The 24,466-nt window shown below is 36.1% G+C and carries 27 protein-coding genes and 2 pseudogenes; 21 read left to right on the plus strand and 8 right to left on the minus strand.

Features of this window, described 5'->3' with window-relative positions; all coding sequences use genetic code 11:
* Positions 1 to 427: 427 nt before the first annotated feature.
* The 3 genes from SB775_RS17100 (at position 428) to SB775_RS17110 (ending at position 1,930) form a co-directional block, all read left to right on the plus strand.
* On the plus strand, positions 428 to 616 hold the full coding sequence (locus tag SB775_RS17100) for a hypothetical protein (protein WP_410862388.1): 189 nt from the start codon (positions 428 to 430) through the stop codon (positions 614 to 616).
* Between the two features lie 12 nt (positions 617 to 628).
* Positions 629 to 919, plus strand: a complete 291-nt coding sequence (locus SB775_RS17105; RefSeq protein WP_410862390.1) for a GNAT family N-acetyltransferase — start codon at positions 629 to 631, stop codon at positions 917 to 919.
* A 609-nt stretch (positions 920 to 1,528) separates the two neighbouring features.
* Entirely contained in the window at positions 1,529 to 1,930 is a 402-nt protein-coding gene (locus SB775_RS17110) for a YybH family protein (RefSeq protein ID WP_089363264.1), read from the plus strand.
* Between the two features lie 239 nt (positions 1,931 to 2,169).
* Here SB775_RS17110 and SB775_RS17115 read toward each other — a convergent pair whose 3' ends face one another.
* From SB775_RS17115 to SB775_RS17125, 3 genes are all read right to left on the minus strand, one after another.
* The gene (locus tag SB775_RS17115; RefSeq protein WP_410862392.1) at positions 2,170 to 3,960 is read right to left on the minus strand and encodes a S9 family peptidase; all 1,791 of its coding nucleotides are present in this window, start codon (positions 3,958 to 3,960) and stop codon (positions 2,170 to 2,172) included.
* A 343-nt stretch (positions 3,961 to 4,303) separates the two neighbouring features.
* Complete coding sequence (locus tag SB775_RS17120; RefSeq protein ID WP_250211785.1) at positions 4,304 to 4,765, minus strand: CBO0543 family protein; 462 nt, start codon at positions 4,763 to 4,765, stop codon at positions 4,304 to 4,306.
* A complete protein-coding gene (locus SB775_RS17125) occupies positions 4,677 to 5,864 on the minus strand; it encodes a DUF2515 domain-containing protein (protein WP_410862394.1) in 1,188 nt (395 codons plus the stop codon). Before SB775_RS17125 ends, SB775_RS17120 begins: the two co-directional genes overlap by 89 nt.
* Before the next feature lie 375 nt (positions 5,865 to 6,239).
* Between SB775_RS17125 and SB775_RS17130 the strand changes: the two genes are divergently transcribed.
* The 12 genes and pseudogenes from SB775_RS17130 to SB775_RS17185 form a co-directional block, all read left to right on the plus strand.
* A complete protein-coding gene (locus SB775_RS17130; protein ID WP_061462778.1) occupies positions 6,240 to 6,983 on the plus strand; it encodes a polysaccharide deacetylase family protein in 744 nt (247 codons plus the stop codon).
* A 584-nt stretch (positions 6,984 to 7,567) separates the two neighbouring features.
* A complete protein-coding gene (locus tag SB775_RS17135; RefSeq protein WP_410862395.1) occupies positions 7,568 to 7,828 on the plus strand; it encodes a metal-sensitive transcriptional regulator in 261 nt (86 codons plus the stop codon).
* Positions 7,829 to 7,863: 35 nt separating this feature from the next.
* On the plus strand, positions 7,864 to 8,169 hold the full coding sequence (locus SB775_RS17140; protein WP_410862397.1) for a monooxygenase: 306 nt from the start codon (positions 7,864 to 7,866) through the stop codon (positions 8,167 to 8,169).
* Between the two features lie 156 nt (positions 8,170 to 8,325).
* On the plus strand, positions 8,326 to 8,805 hold the full coding sequence (locus tag SB775_RS17145; protein ID WP_410862399.1) for a DsrE/DsrF/DrsH-like family protein: 480 nt from the start codon (positions 8,326 to 8,328) through the stop codon (positions 8,803 to 8,805).
* 27 nt (positions 8,806 to 8,832) lie between these two features.
* A complete protein-coding gene (locus SB775_RS17150) occupies positions 8,833 to 9,201 on the plus strand; it encodes a rhodanese-like domain-containing protein (RefSeq protein WP_410862401.1) in 369 nt (122 codons plus the stop codon).
* An 18-nt stretch (positions 9,202 to 9,219) separates the two neighbouring features.
* On the plus strand, positions 9,220 to 9,516 hold the full coding sequence (locus SB775_RS17155) for a rhodanese-like domain-containing protein (protein ID WP_125162037.1): 297 nt from the start codon (positions 9,220 to 9,222) through the stop codon (positions 9,514 to 9,516).
* A 77-nt stretch (positions 9,517 to 9,593) separates the two neighbouring features.
* A pseudogene (locus SB775_RS17160) lies at positions 9,594 to 10,151 on the plus strand (rhodanese-like domain-containing protein); the annotation flags it as partial.
* A 16-nt stretch (positions 10,152 to 10,167) separates the two neighbouring features.
* The gene (locus SB775_RS17165; RefSeq protein WP_410862403.1) at positions 10,168 to 10,563 is read left to right on the plus strand and encodes a DsrE/DsrF/DrsH-like family protein; all 396 of its coding nucleotides are present in this window, start codon (positions 10,168 to 10,170) and stop codon (positions 10,561 to 10,563) included.
* A gap of 44 nt (positions 10,564 to 10,607) precedes the next feature.
* A complete protein-coding gene (locus SB775_RS17170) occupies positions 10,608 to 11,735 on the plus strand; it encodes an MBL fold metallo-hydrolase (RefSeq protein WP_410862405.1) in 1,128 nt (375 codons plus the stop codon).
* Between the two features lie 37 nt (positions 11,736 to 11,772).
* Positions 11,773 to 12,000 (plus strand): sulfurtransferase TusA family protein, encoded by a 228-nt coding sequence (locus SB775_RS17175; protein WP_089363273.1) that lies wholly within the window; start codon positions 11,773 to 11,775, stop codon positions 11,998 to 12,000.
* Between the two features lie 51 nt (positions 12,001 to 12,051).
* Positions 12,052 to 12,831 (plus strand): sulfite exporter TauE/SafE family protein, encoded by a 780-nt coding sequence (locus SB775_RS17180; protein WP_410862407.1) that lies wholly within the window; start codon positions 12,052 to 12,054, stop codon positions 12,829 to 12,831.
* Positions 12,832 to 13,408: 577 nt separating this feature from the next.
* Positions 13,409 to 13,750: pseudogene (locus tag SB775_RS17185) on the plus strand (Tn3 family transposase); the annotation flags it as partial.
* 148 nt (positions 13,751 to 13,898) lie between these two features.
* Here SB775_RS17185 and SB775_RS17190 read toward each other — a convergent pair.
* Both SB775_RS17190 and SB775_RS17195 read right to left on the minus strand, forming a co-directional pair.
* Positions 13,899 to 14,303 carry a hypothetical protein gene (locus SB775_RS17190; RefSeq protein ID WP_410862409.1) on the minus strand — a complete coding sequence of 135 codons (405 nt, stop codon included), beginning with the start codon at positions 14,301 to 14,303 and terminating at the stop codon, positions 13,899 to 13,901.
* A gap of 43 nt (positions 14,304 to 14,346) precedes the next feature.
* The gene (locus SB775_RS17195; RefSeq protein ID WP_410862411.1) at positions 14,347 to 14,982 is read right to left on the minus strand and encodes a TetR/AcrR family transcriptional regulator; all 636 of its coding nucleotides are present in this window, start codon (positions 14,980 to 14,982) and stop codon (positions 14,347 to 14,349) included.
* Positions 14,983 to 15,551: 569 nt separating this feature from the next.
* Here SB775_RS17195 and SB775_RS17200 point away from each other — a divergent pair.
* Together SB775_RS17200 and SB775_RS17205 are read left to right on the plus strand one after the other, a co-directional pair.
* Positions 15,552 to 16,208 (plus strand): GPP34 family phosphoprotein, encoded by a 657-nt coding sequence (locus tag SB775_RS17200; RefSeq protein ID WP_410862413.1) that lies wholly within the window; start codon positions 15,552 to 15,554, stop codon positions 16,206 to 16,208.
* 12 nt (positions 16,209 to 16,220) lie between these two features.
* On the plus strand, positions 16,221 to 16,484 hold the full coding sequence (locus SB775_RS17205) for a MerR family transcriptional regulator (RefSeq protein WP_089363280.1): 264 nt from the start codon (positions 16,221 to 16,223) through the stop codon (positions 16,482 to 16,484).
* A 371-nt stretch (positions 16,485 to 16,855) separates the two neighbouring features.
* Here the strand turns inward: SB775_RS17205 and SB775_RS17210 are convergent, their stop codons facing one another.
* Entirely contained in the window at positions 16,856 to 17,113 is a 258-nt protein-coding gene (locus SB775_RS17210) for a DUF2533 family protein (protein ID WP_089363281.1), read from the minus strand.
* 1,094 nt (positions 17,114 to 18,207) lie between these two features.
* Here SB775_RS17210 and SB775_RS17215 point away from each other — a divergent pair.
* The 4 genes from SB775_RS17215 to SB775_RS17230 all read left to right on the plus strand — a co-directional run bounded on the left by SB775_RS17215 (position 18,208) and on the right by SB775_RS17230 (position 20,718).
* Positions 18,208 to 18,390, plus strand: a complete 183-nt coding sequence (locus tag SB775_RS17215) for a hypothetical protein (RefSeq protein ID WP_410862415.1) — start codon at positions 18,208 to 18,210, stop codon at positions 18,388 to 18,390.
* 290 nt (positions 18,391 to 18,680) lie between these two features.
* The gene (locus SB775_RS17220; protein ID WP_410862417.1) at positions 18,681 to 19,097 is read left to right on the plus strand and encodes a hypothetical protein; all 417 of its coding nucleotides are present in this window, start codon (positions 18,681 to 18,683) and stop codon (positions 19,095 to 19,097) included.
* Positions 19,098 to 19,753: 656 nt separating this feature from the next.
* Positions 19,754 to 20,362: a helix-turn-helix domain-containing protein gene (locus SB775_RS17225; RefSeq protein WP_410862418.1), complete on the plus strand. Its 609-nt coding sequence runs from the start codon at positions 19,754 to 19,756 to the stop codon at positions 20,360 to 20,362.
* A gap of 47 nt (positions 20,363 to 20,409) precedes the next feature.
* Complete coding sequence (locus SB775_RS17230) at positions 20,410 to 20,718, plus strand: hypothetical protein (protein WP_410862420.1); 309 nt, start codon at positions 20,410 to 20,412, stop codon at positions 20,716 to 20,718.
* 119 nt (positions 20,719 to 20,837) lie between these two features.
* On the opposite strand, the gene SB775_RS17235 is transcribed toward SB775_RS17230, so the two are convergent.
* Positions 20,838 to 22,253 (minus strand): purple acid phosphatase family protein, encoded by a 1,416-nt coding sequence (locus SB775_RS17235; protein WP_410862422.1) that lies wholly within the window; start codon positions 22,251 to 22,253, stop codon positions 20,838 to 20,840.
* 931 nt (positions 22,254 to 23,184) lie between these two features.
* Positions 23,185 to 23,946: a GTP cyclohydrolase II gene (locus SB775_RS17240; RefSeq protein ID WP_410862423.1), complete on the minus strand. Its 762-nt coding sequence runs from the start codon at positions 23,944 to 23,946 to the stop codon at positions 23,185 to 23,187.
* Positions 23,947 to 24,466: the final 520 nt, after the last annotated feature.

Here is a 24,466-nt window from a genome sequence, read left to right on the forward strand (position 1 = left end):
GTTCGTAAAAGTACACTTTTGCCAACGGATAAAAATCTATCAAAATCGTTTTATTTAACATTCGTGAAAGTGTGTTTATAGCTTCATTTTATTACATAAAGTGAACGGTTAAAGAATGATATGAATAGGAAAAGGGTTTAGAATTACACATTCTAAACCCCTTTACCCCTGCTCAGCATAAAAAACGTCTTATATTCGCTAATATGGCGTTTTTTATCCCACAAAGTTCATGGGTGAAAAGTTCCGAATTCTAAAACCTGAGTTTTTTTTGATTGCAGAAATCGTACTGTATGATATACCTCTCATTGTAGTTTTTATAAAAATGATAAACCGAAATGAATGCTTGATTTTGGTTTTGGTGGAAGAAGGACAAATTATTTAAAAGTAGAATTTATATAAAGAAAAAATATGTAAGGGAGGTATACCAATGACTGTATCATTAATTCCAATTTCTAAAGATAAAAAGCATATTTTACAGAACTTGTATTCCCTTTATTTATACGACCTCTCAGAGTATACCGGCAGTTTAGAGATTTCATCTAATGGTTCCTTTGAATTTGATTCATTTGATTTAATTTGGGAGAGAGAAGGTTTATCCCCTTATTTACTAAAATAGGATACAACAATTGTGGGATTCTTATTACTATTGGAAAGACCTTTTTTAGAAAAAGACTATGATTACAGTATTAATGATATTTTCATGTTGAAGAAATACCGAAGAAAAGGTATCACAATAACTTTGTTAAAAGAATTGTTTGAACAAAAAAAGGGGAAATATTATGCGCTTGAATTAATTAGTAACAAACCTGCCATTCTATTTTGGAAAAGTGTTTATAGTAAACTTAATATAGCCTTTGAAGAAAAGAAACAGAATGTTGATAATGAAGAATGTTTAATTCAATCCTTTCAAATATTTTAAAGCTTATTAAACCACTATTAATCCTTATTGAATGAATGGGTGCGTCAGCATTCCCATGGTTTGGTATTTTGCAGCTTTGAAAAAATAGGGCTCCTCTGTAAGATAAGAATTTTCGATAAACACCGTGTGGGTCTTGCCCAATGATTACATATGGCTAGAGCAGTGAATTTCTGTGGAATTGTAGCCGGAGATCCATTTGCATTTGAAAAATAATGAAGATAGATTCGCTAGTTTATTAAAATGGATGGATAAGCTTTAATGATTAAATAAACTGGAGGCAGCAATCGTGGGAATGGAACCAACCCCTTAGTCCTCTTTACCTAACTGCATGTAGGTTGACAGAAGGATTGCCCACAACACAGTTTATTTTGAGAACCTCGTATAACTTTTTCTATTGAAGGAGGAATGAATAATGGTCATTATGGCGGTTGTCGTGAGTTGAATCTTGATCATAGAAGAGATGGGACCTTTATATTTCATTCTTACTCTGATTATTACTTTGCATACTTTTCTTATTCACTTTATGAGCAGGATACCTCAACAAGGCAGTCGAATATTCATTAGTATAAAGCCGGCCTCATTTTCGAGAGGCTGAATTGGAGGGTGAATATGGAAAAGCACGGACTGGAACAAGTTATAAAAAATGCAGATAGGGCAATAAATAACGAGGACTTCGATCAATTGATGGATTTCTATTCAGAGGATGCAACTTTAGTTGTCAAACCTGGAACATTCGCAAAAGGGAAAGATGAAATACGTCGGGCATTCGTTGCTATCGCTGATTACTTTAATCATAGTTTAATCGTCAAACAAGAAAAGATGGCAATAATCGAAACGGGTGATACGGCATTGGTTGTGGCAAAAGCCCAGCTTAGTGCCAATCAAAAAGACGATTCCGAATTCTCTATGGAAAGAACCGCGACATATGTATTTCGGAAGGATTCCATTGGTACCTGGCGCTGTATAATCGACAACTCTTATGGTGCTGAAATAATTGAAGAATTAGTGTAATTTGTGAAAGCTGCCGAATTAGGTGGCTTTTCATTTTTTACTAAGAGGATCACTAAAATAAATATCGTGTACTAATTGCATTTTAGCAACCCAAAAGAAGCCCAGCGCGTTCTTTCCGAAGTCGTATGAGGAAATTTACAAATACAGTTAATATGGGTAGTACAGTGCCAATAGATCACTTTTTCCTAATGGGTTCCAATTCCTTTTAATCACCCTTCAAAATATAAAAGACTCATAAATTATTTACCAATATATTGATTAAGGAAATGTTCTATTGCTGTATACGCAGTAATTTTATTATTTAGTTTTACGATGGAATGACCTTCATTTTTAAAGTGGATAAACTGTACAGGATGATTTCGTGCCATTAATTTTTTTACAATTTGTTCAGATTCTTCTATTGGGACCCGTGGATCATTACACCCGTGGAGTACTATCAGCGGACTGGTAATCCGGTCAGTTTGATTCAATGGATCAATCAAATCATAAAAGTTTCCGTCCTTTTCGATAGTTCCATATTCAGCTTCGCGAAGTTTGCGTCGCCACGGACTGGTATTTTTAAGAAAAGTTCTGAAACTTGAAATCCCAACGAGATCAATCGCAGCAGACCATAATTCCGGGTAATGGGAAATGGCTGCAAGAACCATAAAGCCTCCATAGCTCCCTCCCATAATGGCAACTCTATTAGGATCAGTGCTTCCCTCTTTCTTTAACCAATCTACTAATGAAACAAGATCTCTTACGGAGTCCATTCGTTTACGAACATCATCAAGATGAGTATATGTTTTTCCATATCCTGTACTTCCGCGAACGTTGGGAGTAATTACTGCATATCCAAGGCTTAGAAAATACTGCAGAACTGGATTGAAAACCGCCCGAATTTGGCTTTCAGGACCCCCATGAACATATAGAATAACTGGAATTTTTTCTGTCTGGGTATTTGGCTTGAAATAAAATGCAGGTACTTGGAGATTGTCAAAAGACTTAAATGAAATAAGAATAGGTTCAATTAATTTATTTTCCAAAAGCTTTGACTGAAGAGATTGAGTAAGCCGTTCTGTCTTCATTTTTCCTAGATCAACCTGCCATATATCAGAAGGATAGGCAGGCCCATTGAAAACGTAGGCTAACTTTTGATTGTCGGGTGAAAAAGTTAGGCTAGTTAACACCCCCATTGGTGTCTGCCATGTATAAAGGGCACTTGATTTTAAATCTAAAAGAATGCCTCTTGAAATACCTCCTTCATTAATTGAAAAAGCTAACTTTGATTGATCTTTACTCATAGCGAGGCCTTCAAAGTCCCACTGTCCCACCTCCAGCCAGGTGATATTTTTTGTTGAAAGATCCATGATCGCGAGCCCAAAAAATTCCTGATCTTGATTTGTTAATAAATAGAGATGATTTCCATCCTTGCTGAAATGAGGGTTTTTATAGCTTGCTTCACCCTGATGATCTGTTAACCAGTTCATTTCTCCTGTGCATAGATTCAGTAAACCTAAATCGTTATCCAACTGGGAATTTGTTTTCCGAATCAATAACGATTTACCATCAGGAGACCACATGATGGAGGAATAGAGACCATCCTTTGACAAAACCATTTGTATTTCTAATGTTTCGACATTTTGAATATAAATATCGAAAAAGGCAGGATGTCGACGATTGCTTGACCAGGCAATCCATTTTCCATCAGGTGAGTGACCCCCATATTCATGTTTATGTTCAGCTGAGTTGGTAAGCGGAATCAGTACACCATCACTCTTGAGTAAAAACAGTTGTTGCTTCTCATTTCCGCCAACATCCATTCCGATAAATAGGCCGCGCTGTGATGAACTGTTTAAGTATTTAAAAAAAGTGATTCGTTCATTAGTAAAAGAAGTTTGGGTTGGTTCTCTTATATCGAAACCCTTTGTCCAAACCTGCGGTAAACCAGAATAATCAGCAATAAAGATTATCTTATTACTTTTAGGACCATAAATAGGGTTACTGACAGTACCAACACACAAATATGATTTGATGCCAATTTCTTTCATACATTCCTCCTTAAAATATGCTGAAAAAAGAGAGGTATTGGTATAGCCCAAATAATAAAAAAGCTGAGTCAAAATGATCTAATTACGTCTCACAACCATTATATTTAGATGCATTATATATCATGCAATTAATATCTTGGCTATGGGTGCCAAAATCGTTGCGAACAAGATTTTCTGAAAAGTTTAAAAAGGTTTTTCCATATTTCTTCCAAAGGAGTGAGCTATTTTAGGTTTTAATCATCAGTCCAGAAGGGAAACCCTGCTAGCATTTGGTGTCACAAAAAGTTTATTGGAATTTTTGTGACACCCTTTGTTTTTTTTATATTTATAATACAGTCGCCTGTTATTGAAACCATCGATAAAAATTCCAAATAAGGAGCATGAAGATCATGTAGCCGAAAAGGGAATAAGAATGATGCCATGCTTCGCTATGAGTAAGCAATCCTAAATTCTCAGCAAACGGTTCGGAAACACCTATACAAAGTCCAATCAAAATGATAAACAGGATTCTTGAAAATGTAGTCAACGTTTTTGCGATCCATAAAAAGAGCGTAGTAAAGATTGGCAATATCAATAATGTAAAAGCGACATTGATTGTAAATATATCTGGGAAAGGTCTTGCTGGAAAGGCATACATTTGTTTACCGACAAACAGTAAGTCTAAATAAGTCCCGATGAAACAGGAGAGAACTATGGTGGCAACAAAAGCCCGAAGGTTACTCGTCTTCTGCTTCTTCTCGGAGTAGGAGGTTTTTTTTTGCCAGAATGGCAAGTTCAATTTTTTCAAGCGTTTTGCAGTACTCATCATAAACCTCCCCATCTGTATTTTCTTCCTTATCGATTAAGTAGTCCATGATTTTCCAGTCCTCAAACCAGTCTTTGCTTTCTTCCTCTTCATGATTAATATCTTTCCAGGAGTATATTAATCGCGGACTGTATAAACGATCCGCACCTTTTCTTAATTGGCACTTTTTTGTTCGACGTTTATAAAATGCACGGGGGAATGATTCGTTTATATCATTAAACAAATGCGGCCAGTAGTCTTTTCGCGAACCGGTATGTGGATGATCATGTGCCCATTCTACTACTCCTGATAAGATGTTCTCACTGCTAAACAGCTGTGAGTATAATCGCTTGCCCAGCAATATTCGCTCATGTAGGGAGGTGAAATGCTTCATTGTATTCCCGACTAGCGATGTTTTTTGTTTGGTTTCATCCTTATAGAATGGAAAAAGAATATGGTTAAAGCGAAAAAAATCATAAAGTTTGAATCCAATACTATTTAGTACGGTCTTTTTAAAATGGGTATTTTGAAAGACACTTTTTTCTAAATAGCTTTGTTCATTAATAACGGTGGCAATGGCTAACATATAGTGGTCGCCTTTTCTCCAAAAATGGTTCCACAACGTTTCCATAAAAGTTGATACATTGAAAAATGGTAGAAGATGAAACAGTCTTTTTGATCTTTTGACACTTTGTTCATACAACAAAAATTGTGGGTACACATCTTGGAAGATTAACCAGTTCCCTCGTTCCAGAAAAGAAAAGAAGATAAGTTGATCTTTTTCCGATAAAAGTCTTGTATATAACTCCCCTTTTAAATCCGTCATATTCCAACCGCCATTACGCGATACCATATGTCCAAGTAGTGCCCAGTGTATTTCTGGGTAACGGAGATAAAACTGAAAATAGGCATGTGTTCGGGTCACATTATTACTGTTGTGTTGTCTTGTTCGTTCTTTAATTTCATGTATCAACATTGTCTCTTCTCCCGTTAATTCCCGCGGTTTAACAGAAGCCTGTTTTTTACCTTTTTTCTTTAATTCATCTTTTACATCTAAAAGAGAATAAGGAATCGTTTTGGAAAAGCCGTTCCATTCCCTTTTCCTATCGTTGTGTTGCATCCTACTTCCTCCCATAAACACGAATGTTCTTCTTTTAAGGCCCAATAGGTTTTCGTGATAACCATCAGATGTTCAAATTTTTTTAATTTTAACCTTCTAGTAAGGATTTTTTAAATGTATTTTAACAATGCAGCTACCATCAGTTTATTATGGATGTTAAGAACAAATGATGATCGTTTTATCGTACAAGAGGTAGCGCGCACATTTTAATGTTATTTGTACTATGAAAATCATGAGTATTTAAAGGATTCAAAGTGGACGCGAAGGGAATAGATGGATTGGTATGTGTGCATGTAATCTTTCAAGGTGATTCTGATTTTTTCTAGGACTTTGTGGGACCATATATGAAAACAAAGTACTTCAGGAAGGAGTTCTATGAAAAATATTGTATTGATTTCCTTATTTCTCACATTTGTGTTCGCATCTCCCGCATCTCATGCTTTCGGTAAGCAACTAGAAGTGCCCATCTTGATTTATCATTCGATTGACGAGTTTAATGGGCAGGGTTCTAAGGAGTTATATGTAACCCCGAAGAATTTCGAGAAACAAATGTTGTATTTGCGAGACCATGGCTTCACATTATTAACTTTTGATCGGTGGCAAGACATTAATAAAGTAAACAAACCCATTTTCATTACCTTTGATGACGGGTACAAAAACAATCTGAATGCATTCGCAATCTTTCAAAAACTGAAAACCGAACATTTTAAACCAACTGGCACCATTTTTGTTATTTCTGACTTTATCGGTCGTTCCAACAGATTATCGAAATCGGATTTAAAACTGATGGCTGATTCGGGGATAATCTCAATCCAGTCTCATACTGCTACACATCCCGATTTGACGAAAATAAAAAATTATGAATATGAACTGAAAGGGTCTAAAGATAAAATTCAAAAAATAACGGGTAAACCAGTTAATGTTCTTGCGTATCCTTACGGGAATTTCAACGATAAAGTCGTAGCAGAAACGAAGAAATACTATTTGTTTGGACTTACGACAACTCCTGGACCATTTATTGAGAAGGGTATTAAAGATGAACTCTATCTTTTACCACGAACCTATATCAAGTATTCAAGTACTCTTGATGACTTTTCAAAGATAGTTGACAGAGAATGAAGCAGGTAATTGCTTTATTTAGAAAATGGGCACAGAAACAAGGGGAAACATCAAAAAAATGGGGAAATTAGAGGAATTAACACCGTTCATAAAATTTTGAACGGTGTTATGTATGTTTTTAACTTGCATTTTAAATAATTTGTTGGGCCCTTAACTCTTTTGTATATATACTTTGTGAAATTATTTAGTTTGACAATATACCCCTGGAGGTATATTATAAGCTCATAAGTTAGGAGTGAGTAAACTAAAGAGTAAAAAGCACAAATTTTATTTATTGTAATATTTTTACTTATTTTGGTCCCGTTTTTGTATAAACGGTATGTTCCTGTTAAGAGTTGAATGAAGTACAGGATTTTTTTGATATTAGGGCTTCTAATCATAAACGTGACAATGTGATGAAGAGGTTTTCCCTTATGCCTATTTGAAATGTTTTAATGAAGAAATCCCACATGAAAACATTCATGTAATTGCTTCTTATAAATTGGAAGTGAACTTGGGGCTGCGTTTCTTAATTGGAACAGGAATTAGGGTAACCAGTTATGTGACTCAGTGATTGTGTTTGTAAATAGATGGGTGGGCAGAATATGGAATATGATAAAAGTGTCCTTAATCGCTTGAAGCGGATTGAAGGACAAATCAAGGGAGTTATTGGAATGATGGAGCAGGGGAAAGGTTGCAGGGAAATCATCACTCAGTTAGCTGCTGCACGTAATGCCATCGATAGGAGCATGGGCGTTATCGTAAGTGCCAATCTAGAACAATGCGTTCGGGAAAATGTCGAAAAAGGTGAAGGCACTGAACATCTTGTCAAGGAAGCCGTTGAGTTATTGATTAAAAGCAGGTAAAAGAGCACCTGACCTAAAAAAGGAGAGAGTTATTCATGGCTTATATATTACAAGTTGATTTTAAAATGGAAGGGCCATTTGGTCACGAGATGGTGGAAGGGTTTGCTGGTTTAGCTAAAAGCATCAATGATAAAGAAGGTATGATCTGGAAGATTTGGACCGAAGATCGGGAAGCGAAGGAAGCTGGTGGCATATATCTGTTTGAGTCAAGGGAATCAGCCTGTAAGTACTTGACTATGCACACAGCACGTTTAAAAGGTTTTGGCATAGAGGAGGTTAATGGGAAAATATTAGAAGTAAATGAAGGTTTAACTCAAATCAATCATGGCCCAATTAAATAAAAAAATTTATGAAGAATAGAAAATTCTATTTAAAGAGGGTTGACCAACAGTATTTTTCGTCATATTATATACCCTATAGGGTATATAGAAATGAATGTTTTTTTACGGATTATATACCTATACAGGTAATAGAAATAGGCTTAGGGGGAAAAATATATGACCGAAAAGAGAAGAACGACGATCATTTTATTTAGTGGTGATTATGATAAGGCAATGGCTGCTTATATCATCGCAAATGGTGCCGCAGCCTACGATCATAAAGTGACCATCTTCCATACATTCTGGGGATTGAATGCTTTAAGGAAAGATGAGCCGCTGTCATTAAAAAAAGGCTTTCTTGAAAAAATGTTTGCAAAAATGATGCCCCGTGGTTCTGATAAAATGGGTCTATCCAACATGAACTTTGCTGGAATCGGGCCGAAAATGATCAAGCACGTGATGAAAAAACATAATGCCATGTCACTCCCGAATTTAATTGAGTTGGCCCAAGAACAAGATGTGAAACTGATTGCCTGTACGATGACGATGGATTTATTGGGCTTGCAGCAAGAGGAATTAATGGATGGAATAGAATATGCAGGTGTAGCGGCTTATTTAGCCGAAGCAGAGGATGGAAATGTAAACTTATTTATATAAATTGGGGTACCGGAGGGATGAGTTCAAATGGGAACCATATTTAATCTCATCATATTGGGTGTCATCGTTTGGTTTTTATATCAGCGATTTGTTCCGGCAAAGGGGATAAAAAATATTAAAGCGGCGGAGTTAAAAGCTGCGTTGAATAACAAAGGAAGTAAGCAATTCATTGATGTCCGTACTCCTAATGAATTTAGGGGCAATCATATTAAGGTCTTTAAAAATATACCTTTAAACGAACTTGGCAAAAGGGCACAAGAACTTTCAAAAGATAAAGAAGTTGTTGTGATTTGCCAAAGCGGGATGCGGAGCAGTAATGCATGTAAAACTTTGAAAAAACTCGGATTTAATGATGTCACCAACGTAAAGGGCGGCATGAGTTCTTGGCGCGAATAAAAGGAGGATATGATAAAGATGAAAGAAATTTTACCGAATGAAGTGAGTGCATTATTGAAGGGAAACTCGCCAGTCCATATTATTGATGTGCGGGAGGTGGATGAAGTAAAGGCAGGGAAAATACCAAATGCTTTGAACATCCCGTTGGGCCTAGTGGAATTTAGAATGCAGGATCTGGATAAATCAAAAGAGTATATCATGGTCTGCCGGTCAGGGGGCAGAAGTTCAAGGGCAGCGCAGTTACTTGAGGATCATGGATATAAAGTGTTGAACATGGTGGGCGGCATGAATGAATGGGAAGGTCCCATAGAATAATTTTTAAAGCTTAATATACCCCCATCTCTATAAAAAACATAAGGAGGAAATAAAATGATTAAAACAAATTCCGTTTTGCTAAAGGTTTAGCTTGCCCAATGCCAATCGTAAAAACGAAAAAAGCCATGCACGGCCTGGCAGCAGGGGAAGTGCTTGAAGTTCAAGCGACTGATAAAGGGTCAACTGCCGATATGAAAGCCTGGGCCGAAAGTACAGGTCATCAATATTTGGGTACGGTTGAAGGAGGGACCACACTAAAACATTATCTTCGGAAAGCAAGCGGAGAAGAGCAACAAGAGAAGAAGCATCAAAAAGTCATTTCAAATGACAGCCTTCTTCAAAAAATTGAAGGAAATCAAAACACCACCATCCTTGATGTACGAGAAGCGGCAGAGTATGCTTTCAATCATATTCCAACAGCTAAATCCCTCCCGATGGGTGAATTGGAACAACGTATGCGTGAATTGGATAAAGATTCCGAGATTTTCGTGATTTGCCGCACTGGCAGCCGAAGTGATCTGGCTGCACAAAAACTGACGGCAGCTGGATTTGAACAGGTATTCAATGTTGAACCTGGCATGAGCCAGTGGAATGGTCCTACCCAAAAATCAGTGAATAAAATAAAAGAGACTTAAAATGGAGGAATATATCATGTCTAAAAAAGTGGCTATAATCGCAAGTAATGGTGGGTTATTTGACGCATATAAAGTGTTTAACATCGCAACGGCAGCGGCAGCAATGGATCAAGAAGTGGCCATTTTCTTTACTTTCGAAGGCTTAAACTTAATTCATAAAGAAGCAAATGTACAACTGACAATGCCTGAAGGTAAAGATCATTTTGCCGAAGGATTTAAAAAGGCTAATATTCCTTCCATTCCAGAGTTAGTTACTATGGCCCAGGAAATGAACGTTAAGTTTATTGGGTGTCAAATGACTATGGATGTTATGGGGTTGGAAAAAGAAGCTTTCGTTGACGGCATCGAAGTGGGTGGAGCGGTCACATTTTTAGAGTTCGCTAAGGATGCTGATGTAACCTTATCCTTTTAAAGTAAAAAAATTTGAAATGTTAAATACTGTAGGGGGTATAAATAATGGCAGTTAATCCAATGACAGCGGCGGAGGTTTCAAAGAAAGTAATCAATAAAACGGACTTATTCATTTTGGATGTTCGAAATGAAAGTGATTTTAACGAGTGGAAAATGGAAGGGGAGAATTTTGAATTCCTTAATATCCCTTACTTCGATTTACTGGATGGCGTTGAAGAAATCATCGATCAAATTCCGGCACATAAGGAAATCCTGGTTGTATGTGCAAAGGAAGGCTCATCCGTTATGGTAGCTGAGATGCTTTTTGAAGCTGGATTGGATGTTTCTTACTTAAAGGGTGGAATGAAAGCATGGAGTGAACATTTGGAACCGGTGAAAATCGGCGAGTTGACCAATGCCGGAGAAATTTACCAATTTGTGCGACTTGGTAAAGGCTGTTTATCATACATGGTCGTTTCAAATGGTGAAGCAGCCGTTATTGATTCCACAAGAATGATTGATGCCTACATTGATTTCGCCGATGGTATCGGAGTGAAAATTACACATGTTCTAGATACACACCTACATGCCGATCACATTTCAGGAGGAAGACGAATAGCGGAAAGGACAAATGCAGATTACTGGCTGCCGCCAAAAGATGCAGCTGAGGTAACTTTTGAATATCAGCCATTAGAAAGCGGTAAAGTGATAAAGATCGGTCATTCAGCGATTGATATCGAAGCATTATACTCCCCTGGCCACACCATTGGCTCCACATCTTTTGTGGTCGATGGAAAATACCTGCTTTCCGGAGATATACTATTCATCGATTCCATTGGCAGACCGGACTTAGCGGGATTGGCTGAAGATTGGGTAGGGGACTTGAGAGAAACACTGTATACACGTTATAGGGAACTATCGGACGAGTTAATCGTATTGCCATCACATTTCATGATCATTGATGAATTGAATGAAGACGGAAGTGTCGCTAAAAAGTTGGGAACGCTGTTTGCTGAAAATCATGGAATGAACATTGCCGATGAAATAGAATTCAGAGAGCTGGTAACAGGTAATTTACCACCTCAACCGAATGCTTATCAAGACATTCGCGAAACCAATATGGGGAAAATCGAGCCCGATGATGAAAAACAGCGCGAAATGGAAATCGGACCAAATCGTTGTGCGGTTCGCTAAACCTGATAAAAAATGAAGCCATTAGGAGAGATGAAAAATGATTTCAGATAAAGTGTTAGATGCTAGGGGACTTGCATGTCCAATGCCGATTGTTAAGACGAAAAAAGCGATGAATGATTTGCAAACCGGACAAGTGCTGGAAATACATGTAACCGATAAAGGAGCTAAAGCCGACTTAGCTGCTTGGTCAAGATCCGGTGGCCATGAACTAGTGGAAACGGCAGAAGAAAATGATATACTGAAATTTTGGATCAGGAAAGGCTGATAAAGAGAAGGGAACCATTAGGGTTCCCTTCTTTTAAGGGAGGCAGGTACAATGGATATCATCTTTATCATTACCATCTTTTTAATTGGTTTTATAGGTTCATATGTTTCTGGAATGCTCGGCATCGGGGGCTCGATTATAAATTATCCAATGCTTCTGTTTATTCCCCCCATCTTCGGTTTAGTGGCATTTAGTGCCCATGATGTGACAGGGATAAGTGCTGTACAAGTCTTTTTCGCTTCCATCGGAGGTGTATGGAGCTATCGTAAGAGCGGACATTTAAATAAAACGCTCATATTCTATATGGGGATCAGCGTTCTAATCGGAAGCGTGGTTGGAAGCTTTGGATCACAATCGATGTCGGAAGGCGGAGTGAATATCGTCTATGGCATTTTGGCTTTGATAGCGGCTGTCATGATGTTCATTCCGAAGAAAGGCATAGATGACATTCCCTTGGATCAAGTTACCTTTAACAAATGGCTTGCGGCCATACTTGCATTAATCGTTGGATTAGGGTCTGGAATAGTCGGGGCTGGAGGGAGCTTTCTATTAGTTCCCATCATGCTCATCGTTTTAAGAATTCCAACCAGGGTTACCATCGCTTCTTCTTTAGCAATCACATTCATTTCATCCATTGGTGCAACAGCAGGGAAAATCTCAACAGGGCAAGTTGATTTCTATCCGGCATTGATCATGGTTGTTGCTAGTTTAATAGCATCTCCGCTTGGGGCAATGGCCGGTAAAAAAATGAATGTAAAAGTGCTGCAAGTCATATTGGCTCTATTGATTCTAGCGACGGCTGTGAAAACATGGATAGGGATTTTGTATTGAGGCACGGACTTTGACAGGGAAGGGGTCGTGGGTTCGAATCCCTCACAGGTCATCAACTAACAAAGGCTTAAATCCTTGATATCACAGGGGTTTGGGTCTCTTTTCTGGATACAGAAGGAGTAAAACGTATTACGGGACAATAATTTGTAATAATTAATATTTCAAGGGAACCGACGGAGAAGACACTCCTAGAGAAATGTACAAAAAACAAAATTATCAGTATCATGGATTTAAATATGAAAGCTCAAAAAATATATCAAGATTAATTTTTATTATCATGTGCAACAAGTAATACTAGCTAAAAAACATCTACCGGAAAATATTCTTTAAAACAATCAATAAAAAAGAATTGTTTTTTATTCATCAATCGGGCGCTTTAATGGAGTAACGAAAAAAGCCCACTCAATTTTAATGCTGAGAAATTGGGTTTTTTAATATCGAAATTCCCTTAACGTTGTAAATCCGCATTTTCCTGACGCTATCCAATTATACAGTTTATCGCGTAAATTAAAATGAAGCTTTCCTAAGGGAATCACAAGGTAAAATACAATTGCACGAACCAGAACACAAATGGCTAGAGATTCGTAGGGAGATTCATGAAGGATTAAATACAGTGGAACAATGAAACTCGGTGAATACCTATATTTTTCATGGAAAAAACAGTGAAATGCGTTCCAATTCTATAGGGGATCAAGAGGTGTCTGCCTTATCACTTCAATTGCTGCAAAATTGCTTAGTCTATATGAATACCTTAATGGCTCAAGAAGTTCTTTATGTCAACAACCAATATTGGCTGAAGAAAATGACTCCCGAAGATTTTAGGGGATTAACACCTTTGTTTTATCATCATGTCAATCCATACGGGACCTTTGAACTCGATATGGACCAGCGAATACCTATTAAGTTGAAAGTTTCATAGCTTTCATAATTTTGGGTCGGTGATAAAACCATCTAATCCCCCATCAAGATATTAGCTGGTTTTCCGTAATTAATCAGATCCTGATCCTTCATTCAGAAAAGCGTCCGATTGCGGTATACTTCAAAACCATTTGCTTTCCTTTTTTCTCTTATTTCTGTTCCTTAGCAAAATCGATTCGATTTTTGGGACGTGTAAGAATAATGATCATCATAATTAACAATAACCCTTGTATCCCTTGTTCTAACCGCATCCATAATGGATATACATCCCCACCACCAATTGCTAATGCATAAATACCAAAAGCACCCACAATAGATATGATCATAACACGTATATACGCTGATCGCTTTCTTTCCTTTAACTTAAAACCAAATCTTATATAAACCAGTGAAAGGATGGCAAGTCCCCCCGAACGCAGCCATACATATCCATTAATGTTGTCTCGAAATATAAAATCCAGTACTAAAAGCAGAATACTCATCGCAAAAAAGATAATTTGTAATTTGATTACCTGACCAATAGCATTATCAATTGATTTATTATTACTTTGCATAAAAACACTTCTTTCTTCAAATTTAGATTCCGCTGAAGGACAATTAATTTTCTTTTCGAGTTGCTAAATCAAACAGTGTTATCAGTTCCTTTGTGTAGGATTCGAGATCCAAATCAGAATCCAAAGCTAACTGTAATCCAACCCCATCAATAGCATTACGAATAGTGGTTGCTAATACCTTTGCAGAAAAAGCATTTAATGTTCTAAAATTGCCATCTTGTTGCCCTTGATGTAAAAGCTGAATAATCGGTGCTAATATTTGCTCATTTGCTGTCCTATCATAGAGGCGCTTTCCTTCTTTCGTGCGGGCATTGGCCAAAATCTCTGTCACAGCAATAATATTTTGGGGGTTATCATCCATGAATTTTAAATTCGATTCAATATAAGCTTTTAAAATGTCTTTTGCAGTGCTTTTTCCTTTCATATGAGATTCCATAAAGATTGCACCTGCATGATAAACTTCTATTACGACCTGCTGTATCAGTTCATCTTTGCTGGAAAAATGATAAGAAATCACCCCTTTACTTATTCCAGCTTCCTTAGCAATCTCCGATATAGAAGCATTCACAAAACCCTTTGTAGCAATTACTTTAATTGCACAGGCAACAATTTGAGCACGTCTAGTTTCTTCAATAAAAGAACGATTTTCTTGTTTATTTACCTTATCATTTGTACGCATGTACTAACTTTAGTACGGCCGTACAAAAAAATCAAGCATAAATGGAATCAAAATAATAAAAGAAGGACTAATAAATTAGCCCTTTTTTTATTATTGGCTGTTTTCAAATACTTTGTTGCTATTTACCAGGTAGTGAGTTGTGGTTGATTTCCCCTCCAGATGCTCGCTTTCCTTGGTGCGGGCGGTGAGCCTCCTCGGCGTAAACGCCTGTGGGGTCTCACCTGTCCCGCTGCTCCCGCAGGAGTCTCGCACTTCCGCTCCAATCAACCTTAAATAGTTTAGTTTTAAAAACAACAATCACTAAGCCTTAATATCAAAAAAGAAGGGGCTGCCTCAAAATCGTGAAAAAATGATTTTGAGACAGCCCATTTTTTGCTCCCAAAATTAAATTTACTTGACACAAAAAGAAATAAAATGCATAGTTTAAATCATAAGTAGTAAGTGATAAGTGATAAGTGATAAGTGATAAGTAATAAGTAATAAGTAATAAGTAATAAGTGATAAGTAATAAGTGATAAACGGTAAGTCACATTATTGAATTGGACTAAAACTAATGAGAGGTGTTTTTTATGAAGGATATGGAAATTTCGCAAAAATATTTATTATTAGCACTAAATGATAAAGGCAGTGTTGCCGCTATTGGTAGTATGAGGGTTCGTGCTTTTATGGTTGCCAGTGGAATTTTAGAACTTATAGCAGAAGATATTGTTTCGTTTTCGGAGAATCAAGTGACAGTAAAACAAGATTTACCAAGTAATAAAGGGTATTTGGGTTCAATCTATAATATGATTTCCGAAGATAATTCAATATCCCTGAAAAAATTAGCAAGAGGAATAGTTACTAAACGAAATTTATTCAAGGAATTATTCAACGCAGTCGGTGATTCTTTAGTGGAATTGGATTTGGTCTCCAAAACAAATGCTGGCTTATTAGGACGATCCAACCACTTTATACCCAGTGAAGGTGCTAAAAAATTAATTGTAGAACAAATTCGTGCAGAATTATTAGAAGAGGGACCAGTTTCAACCGATACAGTTGTTCTTTCAAGTTTGTTAATAGGCAGTCGTATGTTGAAGAACTATTTCAGTAAATTCGAGGAAGAAGACCTTAATGACAAATTATCTATGCTTCGCAATGATACGGCTAACAAAGAAATTTTTGCAATGATTGATGCGTTATCACACACAATTACTACAATCATTGCTTCTGCTTCGGCAGGTTCATAAGGGGGGATTTAAGTGTCAAGGAGACGTTCATTAGAAGATATTTTGAAATCTGAGTATATATCTATCGGTGAACTGGCTCGAATAACTGATTTGAGATACAGTACATTAAAATATTATACCGAAGCTAATTTAATTCCATTTGAACAATTAGATGAAAACTTAACACGTCGTTACCCTCGAGAAGCAGCAGTGGAAAGAGTTGAGACTATTAAAAGCTTAAAGAAATCTGGCTTATCCATTGCGGAGATTAGAGATAAAATAGCGAAACAAAGTTAACAAAATATAACTTTTAGAGTATCGATTTGATTAAAAAAGGGTTACTACCTTAGAATCATTACGACCGTGGAACAACCAATAATAGTAATAAGTACCGGTTACACCCTTACCGTGGTGAAAACCGGTTATTTTTTACACACTCCTTAGCGTTGTAAATCCGCGTTTTGATGGCATGCCCATCAAGCTAACAACATAAATTACAAGAAAACCAACGAAAGTATTTTTTCAAAATTAACTCTTTTTATTAGATTAAAAGAAAAAGAGCCCTCATTTCTGGGGCTATAAATTATCTTTAATATTTGATTAGGAGGTCGAGGGTTAACACCGATGCTCGGTGCTTTTTCTTACGACTAAGAGATCAGTAAATTATTTTACTTTAATGACTCCACATATGAATGAACCATTTCTGGGGTAACTAATTTACGAGTAGGTATTAGCCTTTGGTTTGCAAGAACATTGATTTGCATAGTGATTTGATTAATATGGTCTGTTGTAAAATCCTTTTCAGCCTTACATAATTCTATAGCTCTTTGAATATAATCTTCACGTTGTTGGTCTAATAGGGAAAATTCAGTAAAAAGTTGATTTTGTTTTTGAGCATGTAACGTAAGGGCTTTATGTACACTCATTGTCCTTCACTCCTATAATTTTTTTAAATAGCTACTTCTATATTAACATCATTTTTTTAGCAATAGCAAAATCTACAAAAGATAAATCCAAAAGGTAGTTGATTCACGCATCGGATGTGATTATGAAAGAGGTCTGGAATACTGAAGTGAACCCAAAAAGTTAGACACTATCTTTACTTAGTCCCTGCAAAAGAAGTGCAATAGAAAGTATATTAGAAGAAAAAAGAATGTTTTTCCAACCGGATTATAGGGGCGGAGAGCAAAAAGGGCTGAAAAAAATGAGGTTAGCAATGCGAAAAACGGTGAGAAAAACTAATACTGTCCTGGTATTGTTTAGTGGAGTTATAGATTCTACTGTTGGAGAAGACTTTCCAACATACTAAGGCTAGGCTGTGGAACCTGCTAGAATGTATAATACAGCAAATACCATAATTTAAAAATATATTGAACTTATTTTTAATAACTCATATAAATTTCATTGGGATATGCACGAACCGCAAAAATGATTATATTCTCTTTCGGTAGTTATATAAGATACTTCTATGAAAAAGGATTTATCATAGTAGAGTGCTTGGTAAAGTGAGACCTGGGCAAGTCAAGTGTATGAGAATCCTGCTCTTGGCACCTTAAATAATCCATACTCGATTAAGCGCCAAAAGTTTGGTTGATACAATTTTATTTATATTACAATGGAATTAGTTTTGACAGGGAAGGGCGTGTTTGAATCCCTTACAGGTCATCAACTAACAAAGGCTCAAATCCTTTATGTAACAAGGATTTGGGCCTTTTTTTATTTATAAAGAATTAGTTCATTTTGTATTTTTTACTTAATTGGTGACGTAATGGTGGCGGATAGAAAAGGATGTAAACGTACTACAGGTCAATTATTTGTAATAATTAATATTTCAAGGAACTTTGAGAAAAGCCTTTTGCTTATCTGCTAACGATGGAGGTTAAAAATAAGACCGTATTTTTGGCTTTTCTTTAAAAGGTACATAATCATATTCTTCGGAAAAATACACTTTACTATAATGTGTTGGATTACCTTTACTACCAAATACCATGCACGGGAATACTTCTTGGAAGGTCTGAACATGCCGCTTGAAGACTATGCAAAATATTGGCAAACGATGAAAGACTTCAGAGATAGATTTTCAGCTCACAGAGAGAGTGGTTACAACGAACCTGTCCCCTACTTTGCTATTGCGCATAATGTAGCACTTCATTACGTTTCTTGGCTTGAAAAGTATAATACAATGCCTTCACTTGAAAAATGATGGTAGAACAATATCAAGAATAATTACAACCAATGATAGAAAGTTTTAAAGGGAAATAAATAGATGGAGGAAAGTATAGAAGAGTAATTAAAAGTAAATTCCTTTCCTATTAGGGGATTAATCACACTTCTCGTAGGACTTACCCTCCACTTCAGTATTATATAGTAAATATTTCCTTTATTTTTTCTTTGTGATTTTAATTTCTCAACAGTTTATTATATTGATAAGGGAAGAATAACTTAATCTACTACTATAATGAAGTAAGTCTTTAAAAGGGAAGTGATAGTTAAATGCTTTATATAAGCGATATCGAAAAGATAATTAATAACACATTAAATGAGCACCATTTGGATATTATTTGTGAATTTGACAATAATCTAAGTGCACCTATGAGTTATAACGTATCGACCAATACTATAAAATTCAATTACCTTCAAGTTAACGGTTATAAAGGGAAAATTAGAATTAAAGAGACAGAGGAAGACTTTGTTAAAATTATTCTTTATCGTATGCTTGGATATTATTTAGATTTTAAGAAAAACAAACATGATTTAAGGATTTTAATGTATGGTCACGAAGAAGAAAAAGAAAAGCTAAAATCTGAAATAGAAACTAATGCTTGGGATTATGGGAGAACATTAATACCTGAACAACTATTGGATTCATATGATAAAGTTCGTGAATTAGATAAAATGCTAATAAATTAATGTACTCTAAGAAAATGGAGACCCGACTTTACCTAAAACAAGAAAAAGAAGCCTCCTTGGAGAATATCTCTGGACCTGACTTTTGAGTGAGAAATTAAACTGATATCCAATAAGACAAGACCTGAGTAAGAGGAGTTGTCTTAGAAAGCTTGATAAATAAACAAATAGAAAATGAAGTTCAAAGTTCGTGCTCAATTTTTAAGAGAAAACATGGAAAAGCATATCGATTACTTGACTAAAGAAATACATAGGACTGAACATACTTCTAAAGAAAGGTTTTAATGAACAACATATACTAGATAATGAGGAAAGAGAATTATTGTTGAAGTGGGCTACAGAGAACGATTGCGTAGATAAGTATTATTAATAAGGGAAATTAGTTAAGACCTTCATTGTTGAAGGTCTTATTTTGTTTTTACAAAAGGCATAACCTTGTCTTTTTGGGGAGGAGTTGAAGTAGGAAATATACAATAAACTAAAATCTTGAAATCGCATTGCTTTTAGCATTTTTTTTGTATGTAATAATCCTCTTCAACTAACGGGGCAGGATAGTAAAAGAAGATTTTATATGACTCTAGAAAGAATTTTTCTACTTCTTTTGCCTACAAAACGTAACTATAATATGGATATGTTTACTCTTGAGGAGGCTCGTAGAATTGACAAATAAACAAATAAAAGACTTTTCATATTTGGACAAGATTGTTGAAAAAGCAACTGGTCAAAGAATAAAATTCTTAGTTCAGAGAGCAGGTTTTTCACAATCACAATTAGCAAAAATTATGGGAAGAGAAGGAAAAACGATTTCTAATTATTATTGTGGGAAATCTTTTCCTGATAAACTTGATTTAATAACACTCTCCAGGATTTTAGGAGTTCCATATGATGAACTTTTGATATTCAGAGGCGATGTAGAATGTTATCAAAGATTAGACAATTACATAATCGGCTATCGTGGACATGAAGATGAAACAATATTTGATGAAATTGAAAGGTCGAAAACGGAGAGTAAGTTATTTGACCCGGATACAAAGGGACTAGCCAACATTCGAAATTTAGAAGAAGCAGGATATTGTTTGCGGTATCGTCTTCCTGAAATACAGCAGGATATTCGTAATAGAATAATGGATGAATTGTTTTCTGGCAGGGGAATTCATAGTCAATATATGAAACACATTTTCGAGTTCTATATTTGGCGGAAATTAACAGACGAACAGAAAGCGGAAAGTGAAAAACAATTTGCTATTTGGCGTGGCGAAAAAAAGTGAAGATACTAATTGATTAATTCAGCAATGAATAAAAGAGGTGTTACTATATGGAACAGAAAGAAATATTAATAAATGTAATTAAGTCATTTTCAAATTACTATGAAAAACAAAAATCATTTAAAAAGGTTTTTTTGAATGAACCAGTAATGTCGAAAGCTATTGAAGTTTTTGATGCTGAAATGAATGAGATGCTTGACCATGTTTTCGATTTGATTGGAATACCAAACGAAGAGTCTTCGGATAAATACGATAGATTAAATTGGACAAGAAATGTTTGTACAGGGAAGGGCGTGTTTGAATCCCTCACAGGTCATCTTTTAAACAAGGATCAACGTGTTCAAAATTTAGTGAAATGAGGTAAATGGAAGTTCCGCCCCCGTGTCCCCAGAAGAAAAATAATGGGGGTGAAACAAAATGAAAGGGAGACCCTGAAGATCTCCCTAACAATATGCTTTGTTGGCTTTTCGAAAAGCTGTTATTTCTTGATGATACCAAATTGATCAATAATATAAGGTTCTGCATTATTCTTGTTTTGATCAATCTCATAAGTTACGGCAGTCAGTTTTTCTTTATCCATGCTGATACCAACGAAGTTTTGAATTTGGCCGCGTACTGGACGGGTGTTATTGCTTGGGTCTGGGCCATAGATCGCTGAATGATTTTCATCGGCTACTTCGAAAAGATTATAGAAAGCTTCTCCAAGTACGGGATCTTGATTTTTGTAATATACTTTTGGTCCAGCTGTTGCAGGGATCAAATAAATAGCGCCATCTGGATTAACGGTATATTCAACTGTTTGTCCTTTTTTAGTTTCCATAATTTTTTCAGTTTCTGAAGCCGTACCATTACTCGTGATCGGTTTCGTACGTGCATAAATATGGTCATGTCCTTGAAGGACAAAGTCAATGTCAAGCTCCGCCATGAGTGGTGCCACCTGGTTTCTCACTCCGTTCGGATCCATGATATCATCATCCGTTGCATGGTTAGAAGTCGTATAAGGTCCCTTGTGAATATTAACAATAACCCATTTAGATCCATTAGCTTTGGCTGCTTTTACATCTTCCTTCAACCATTCAATTTGATTTTCCGAAAAGTTCGCATATTTCTCAGAATCCTCGTTGCTATTGAGGACAACAAAGTGAGCGTTACTGTAATCGTAAGAATAATAGGCACCTGTTTCGGTAGCTGAGTTTTCAGGCACATCCAGGTTAAAATGGTCGATAAAAGCATAACTTTCATCCTCGTGATTCCCCGCGGATGGTGCAAACGTCGTGTTTAGCAAGCTTTCCTGAGAGTGCCCTAGTAGCCAATCCCATTGTTCCTCTTTGACTCCATCGTCAACTAAGTCGCCATTATGAACCATGAACTCGGCGTTAGGGACCGTATCTAAAGCTTTTGAAATGGTTTCGGACGAAAGGATCGCCTCATCTTCCGTTTTAGCTTGAGTATCGGTCAAGTCAATAAAGGTAAAAGCACCATTTTTGGGTGCTGTTGTAAACATACCTACTTCACTCCAATTGTTTAATGATGCATCTCCAACACGGTAGTAGTATTCAGTATCTGCCTTAAGTCCAGTTGCTTCTGCTTTATGTACATACTCTTTTTGAGAATTTGTAGAAATGTTTTGAGTACCTGAAAATTTTAAGGCTTTCTTAAAATCAGGCTTCTTAACGCCCGTCTTTTTCACAATCTGTAAATCACTGTTCTTGGAATCCAGTGAAGTGTACCAAGTGAATCCTTTAGAATTCGTAGAATTGCCATTAAATGTAACGGTCACTTTACTAACATCTGGATTTGAATCAGCTGCTGCCAAAGAGAGAGTACTGCCATACCCTCCCACAATGCTTAGAGTCAGGGCAACTGAAATCAATTTTTTTGAGTTTTTTTTCACGTAGCTTTTCCTCCTATATATTTATGATTACTATCCCTTAGGACAGCAAGTTAAATATAACAAAACTAAATATATATATTATTAATCATATATATTAATAATGTTAAGATATGGTAATACAGCACAAAGACAATACCGTTACAATGCCCACTTGAGACTAACGGAGAAGTTTCTTTAAGGACTATTTTTAAATATAACCATGAAGGACATATAATCTCAGTAACATATAGTGGGGACAAATCATACAAGGAACACTGATTGGAATTGTAAAAGCGGATAGTTGTTTAGAGGTTAAGGTATGACCATGTTAATAGCAAAATTGAAATTAGGAGGAAATGTGTTTCTACTCCTAAAAGTCTTACCAGATGGGCGAATTAGGCCCATATTAAAATTGGAAATGGCTTGACGCTGAAGTAACTGAAGGCAGTTCAATCATTGAGGAAATTGTTATATAAAATTATTATGCCTAATAAGGAGTTCTTATTGTACGGACGGGTGCGATTTTTCAATAAGAAGATCGCTTTATATTTTGTGCTAACGGGGTTGTTTTGTTCAACATTAAGCATTAAAAATCTCTATAATAATTCGTAGATATAAGAGTATGAATAATGCAAGAAGGCATATTAAAAACACAGAATAAATTTAGTGAAAGGAGGGAGCAAAGTGAAAAAGGACACATAATTAGGGTTATTTCTTTCATTGATTGTATTATTTGGTTTTCCCGTAGTTTATTTAGTTGTCTGTTCTACATAACAAGTCATTTTATTAACAATATAAATATGATATTACATTCATGATTCATGTGGTTCCCCCGCTAAAAAATGCTTTCTTATTCCAACAATTTGGAAACATTCGGTAAACATATCTAACAAGGGGATTTAGTTCGGTTTTACCTTATGGGGTAAAGCCAATTTCATATAAAACAAATGAATCATTCATTTTGTTTAACATCTTTTAAATGACCGGAACGTACGACTTTAGTTTCTAAATATTTTTCATTAAACTCGGAGGTATCTCCCCATAACGGAATTCTGCCTGCAACATTGGCACCTGAATTTTGAAGGGCTTCTAATTTTCTCGGATTGTTGGTGATAAGTGTCACTGGATTGGAGCGCAGTTTTTTTAACACTCGAATGGCGTCATCATAGTTACGTGCATCATCCACAAATCCAAGCTCTAAATTCGCTTCCACCGTATCCAATCCTTCTTCTTGCAGAACATAAGCCATGGCTTTACTAAATAATCCGATGCCTCTTCCTTCGTGATTCGCTAAATAAAATAAAGCACCGGTTCCTTGAGCAGCAATCATTTTCATAGCATGTTTTAGTTGAAAGCCACAATCACATCGTTTGCTGCCAAATATATCACCAGTATGACAAATGCTATGCATCCGGATAAGAGCATCCGCGGAATTTTGAAAATCTCCATACAGCAACACACTGGATTGCTGCATTTCCGCTAAATTGGAAGAGGCTAAAGTTTCAATGATCTTTTCCATATTATAAGAGCCTTCATTACAAAAATGACCTGCCATATTATCACATGGTAACCAGCAATACCATTGGAATATAGTTGTTTCGCCATCTAAGTTAACGGGTAATTTGATAGGCCCGACTAAATAAATGGATTTTTCATCACCTTTAATAACGTTAATTTTATCTTCTAATATCAAAGCGACTTTTTCATTAATCATAAAAACTTCCTCCTTATGTTTCAAAATATTTAATGTACTGTTGGGCAAAATATTATTATGGATCAGTTCTGTTCATATTGTACCCAATCCACTCTTTTGGAATCGTTTGTTTTAAAAAGAAGCAAAAGTCCAAATGTACTAAAGCGAAAGAATAGTCCAAAAGGTTATCCCCTATTTTCTGTGTGAAAACCCTTGTCCATATAGTCAACTTGAACGAAAACTTAATTGTGAAAGTCATATCACTTTCCTGATTGGACGAAAAATGATTTAACTCACTTAAGTTCCTCTTTTTAATAAAGGAGATATTCTATATGTCAGGTTGTGACGGCGGTTTTGGATTCGGTGGAGGTTTCAGATTTGGTCCGTTTTGTTAATCCTCTTAATCGTTGATGAAGCAGTTGTGTTGGGTTGATCGGAGGCGGCTACGGATATGTTGGTTACTGCAAATGGTTCGGTGGCACCAGTTGATCTAACGTAATCATTTCAAGTTGATCTCGCTGAATAGAATCATGTTTAGAAA

It is taken from the genome of Peribacillus sp. SIMBA_075 (assembly GCF_046534585.1).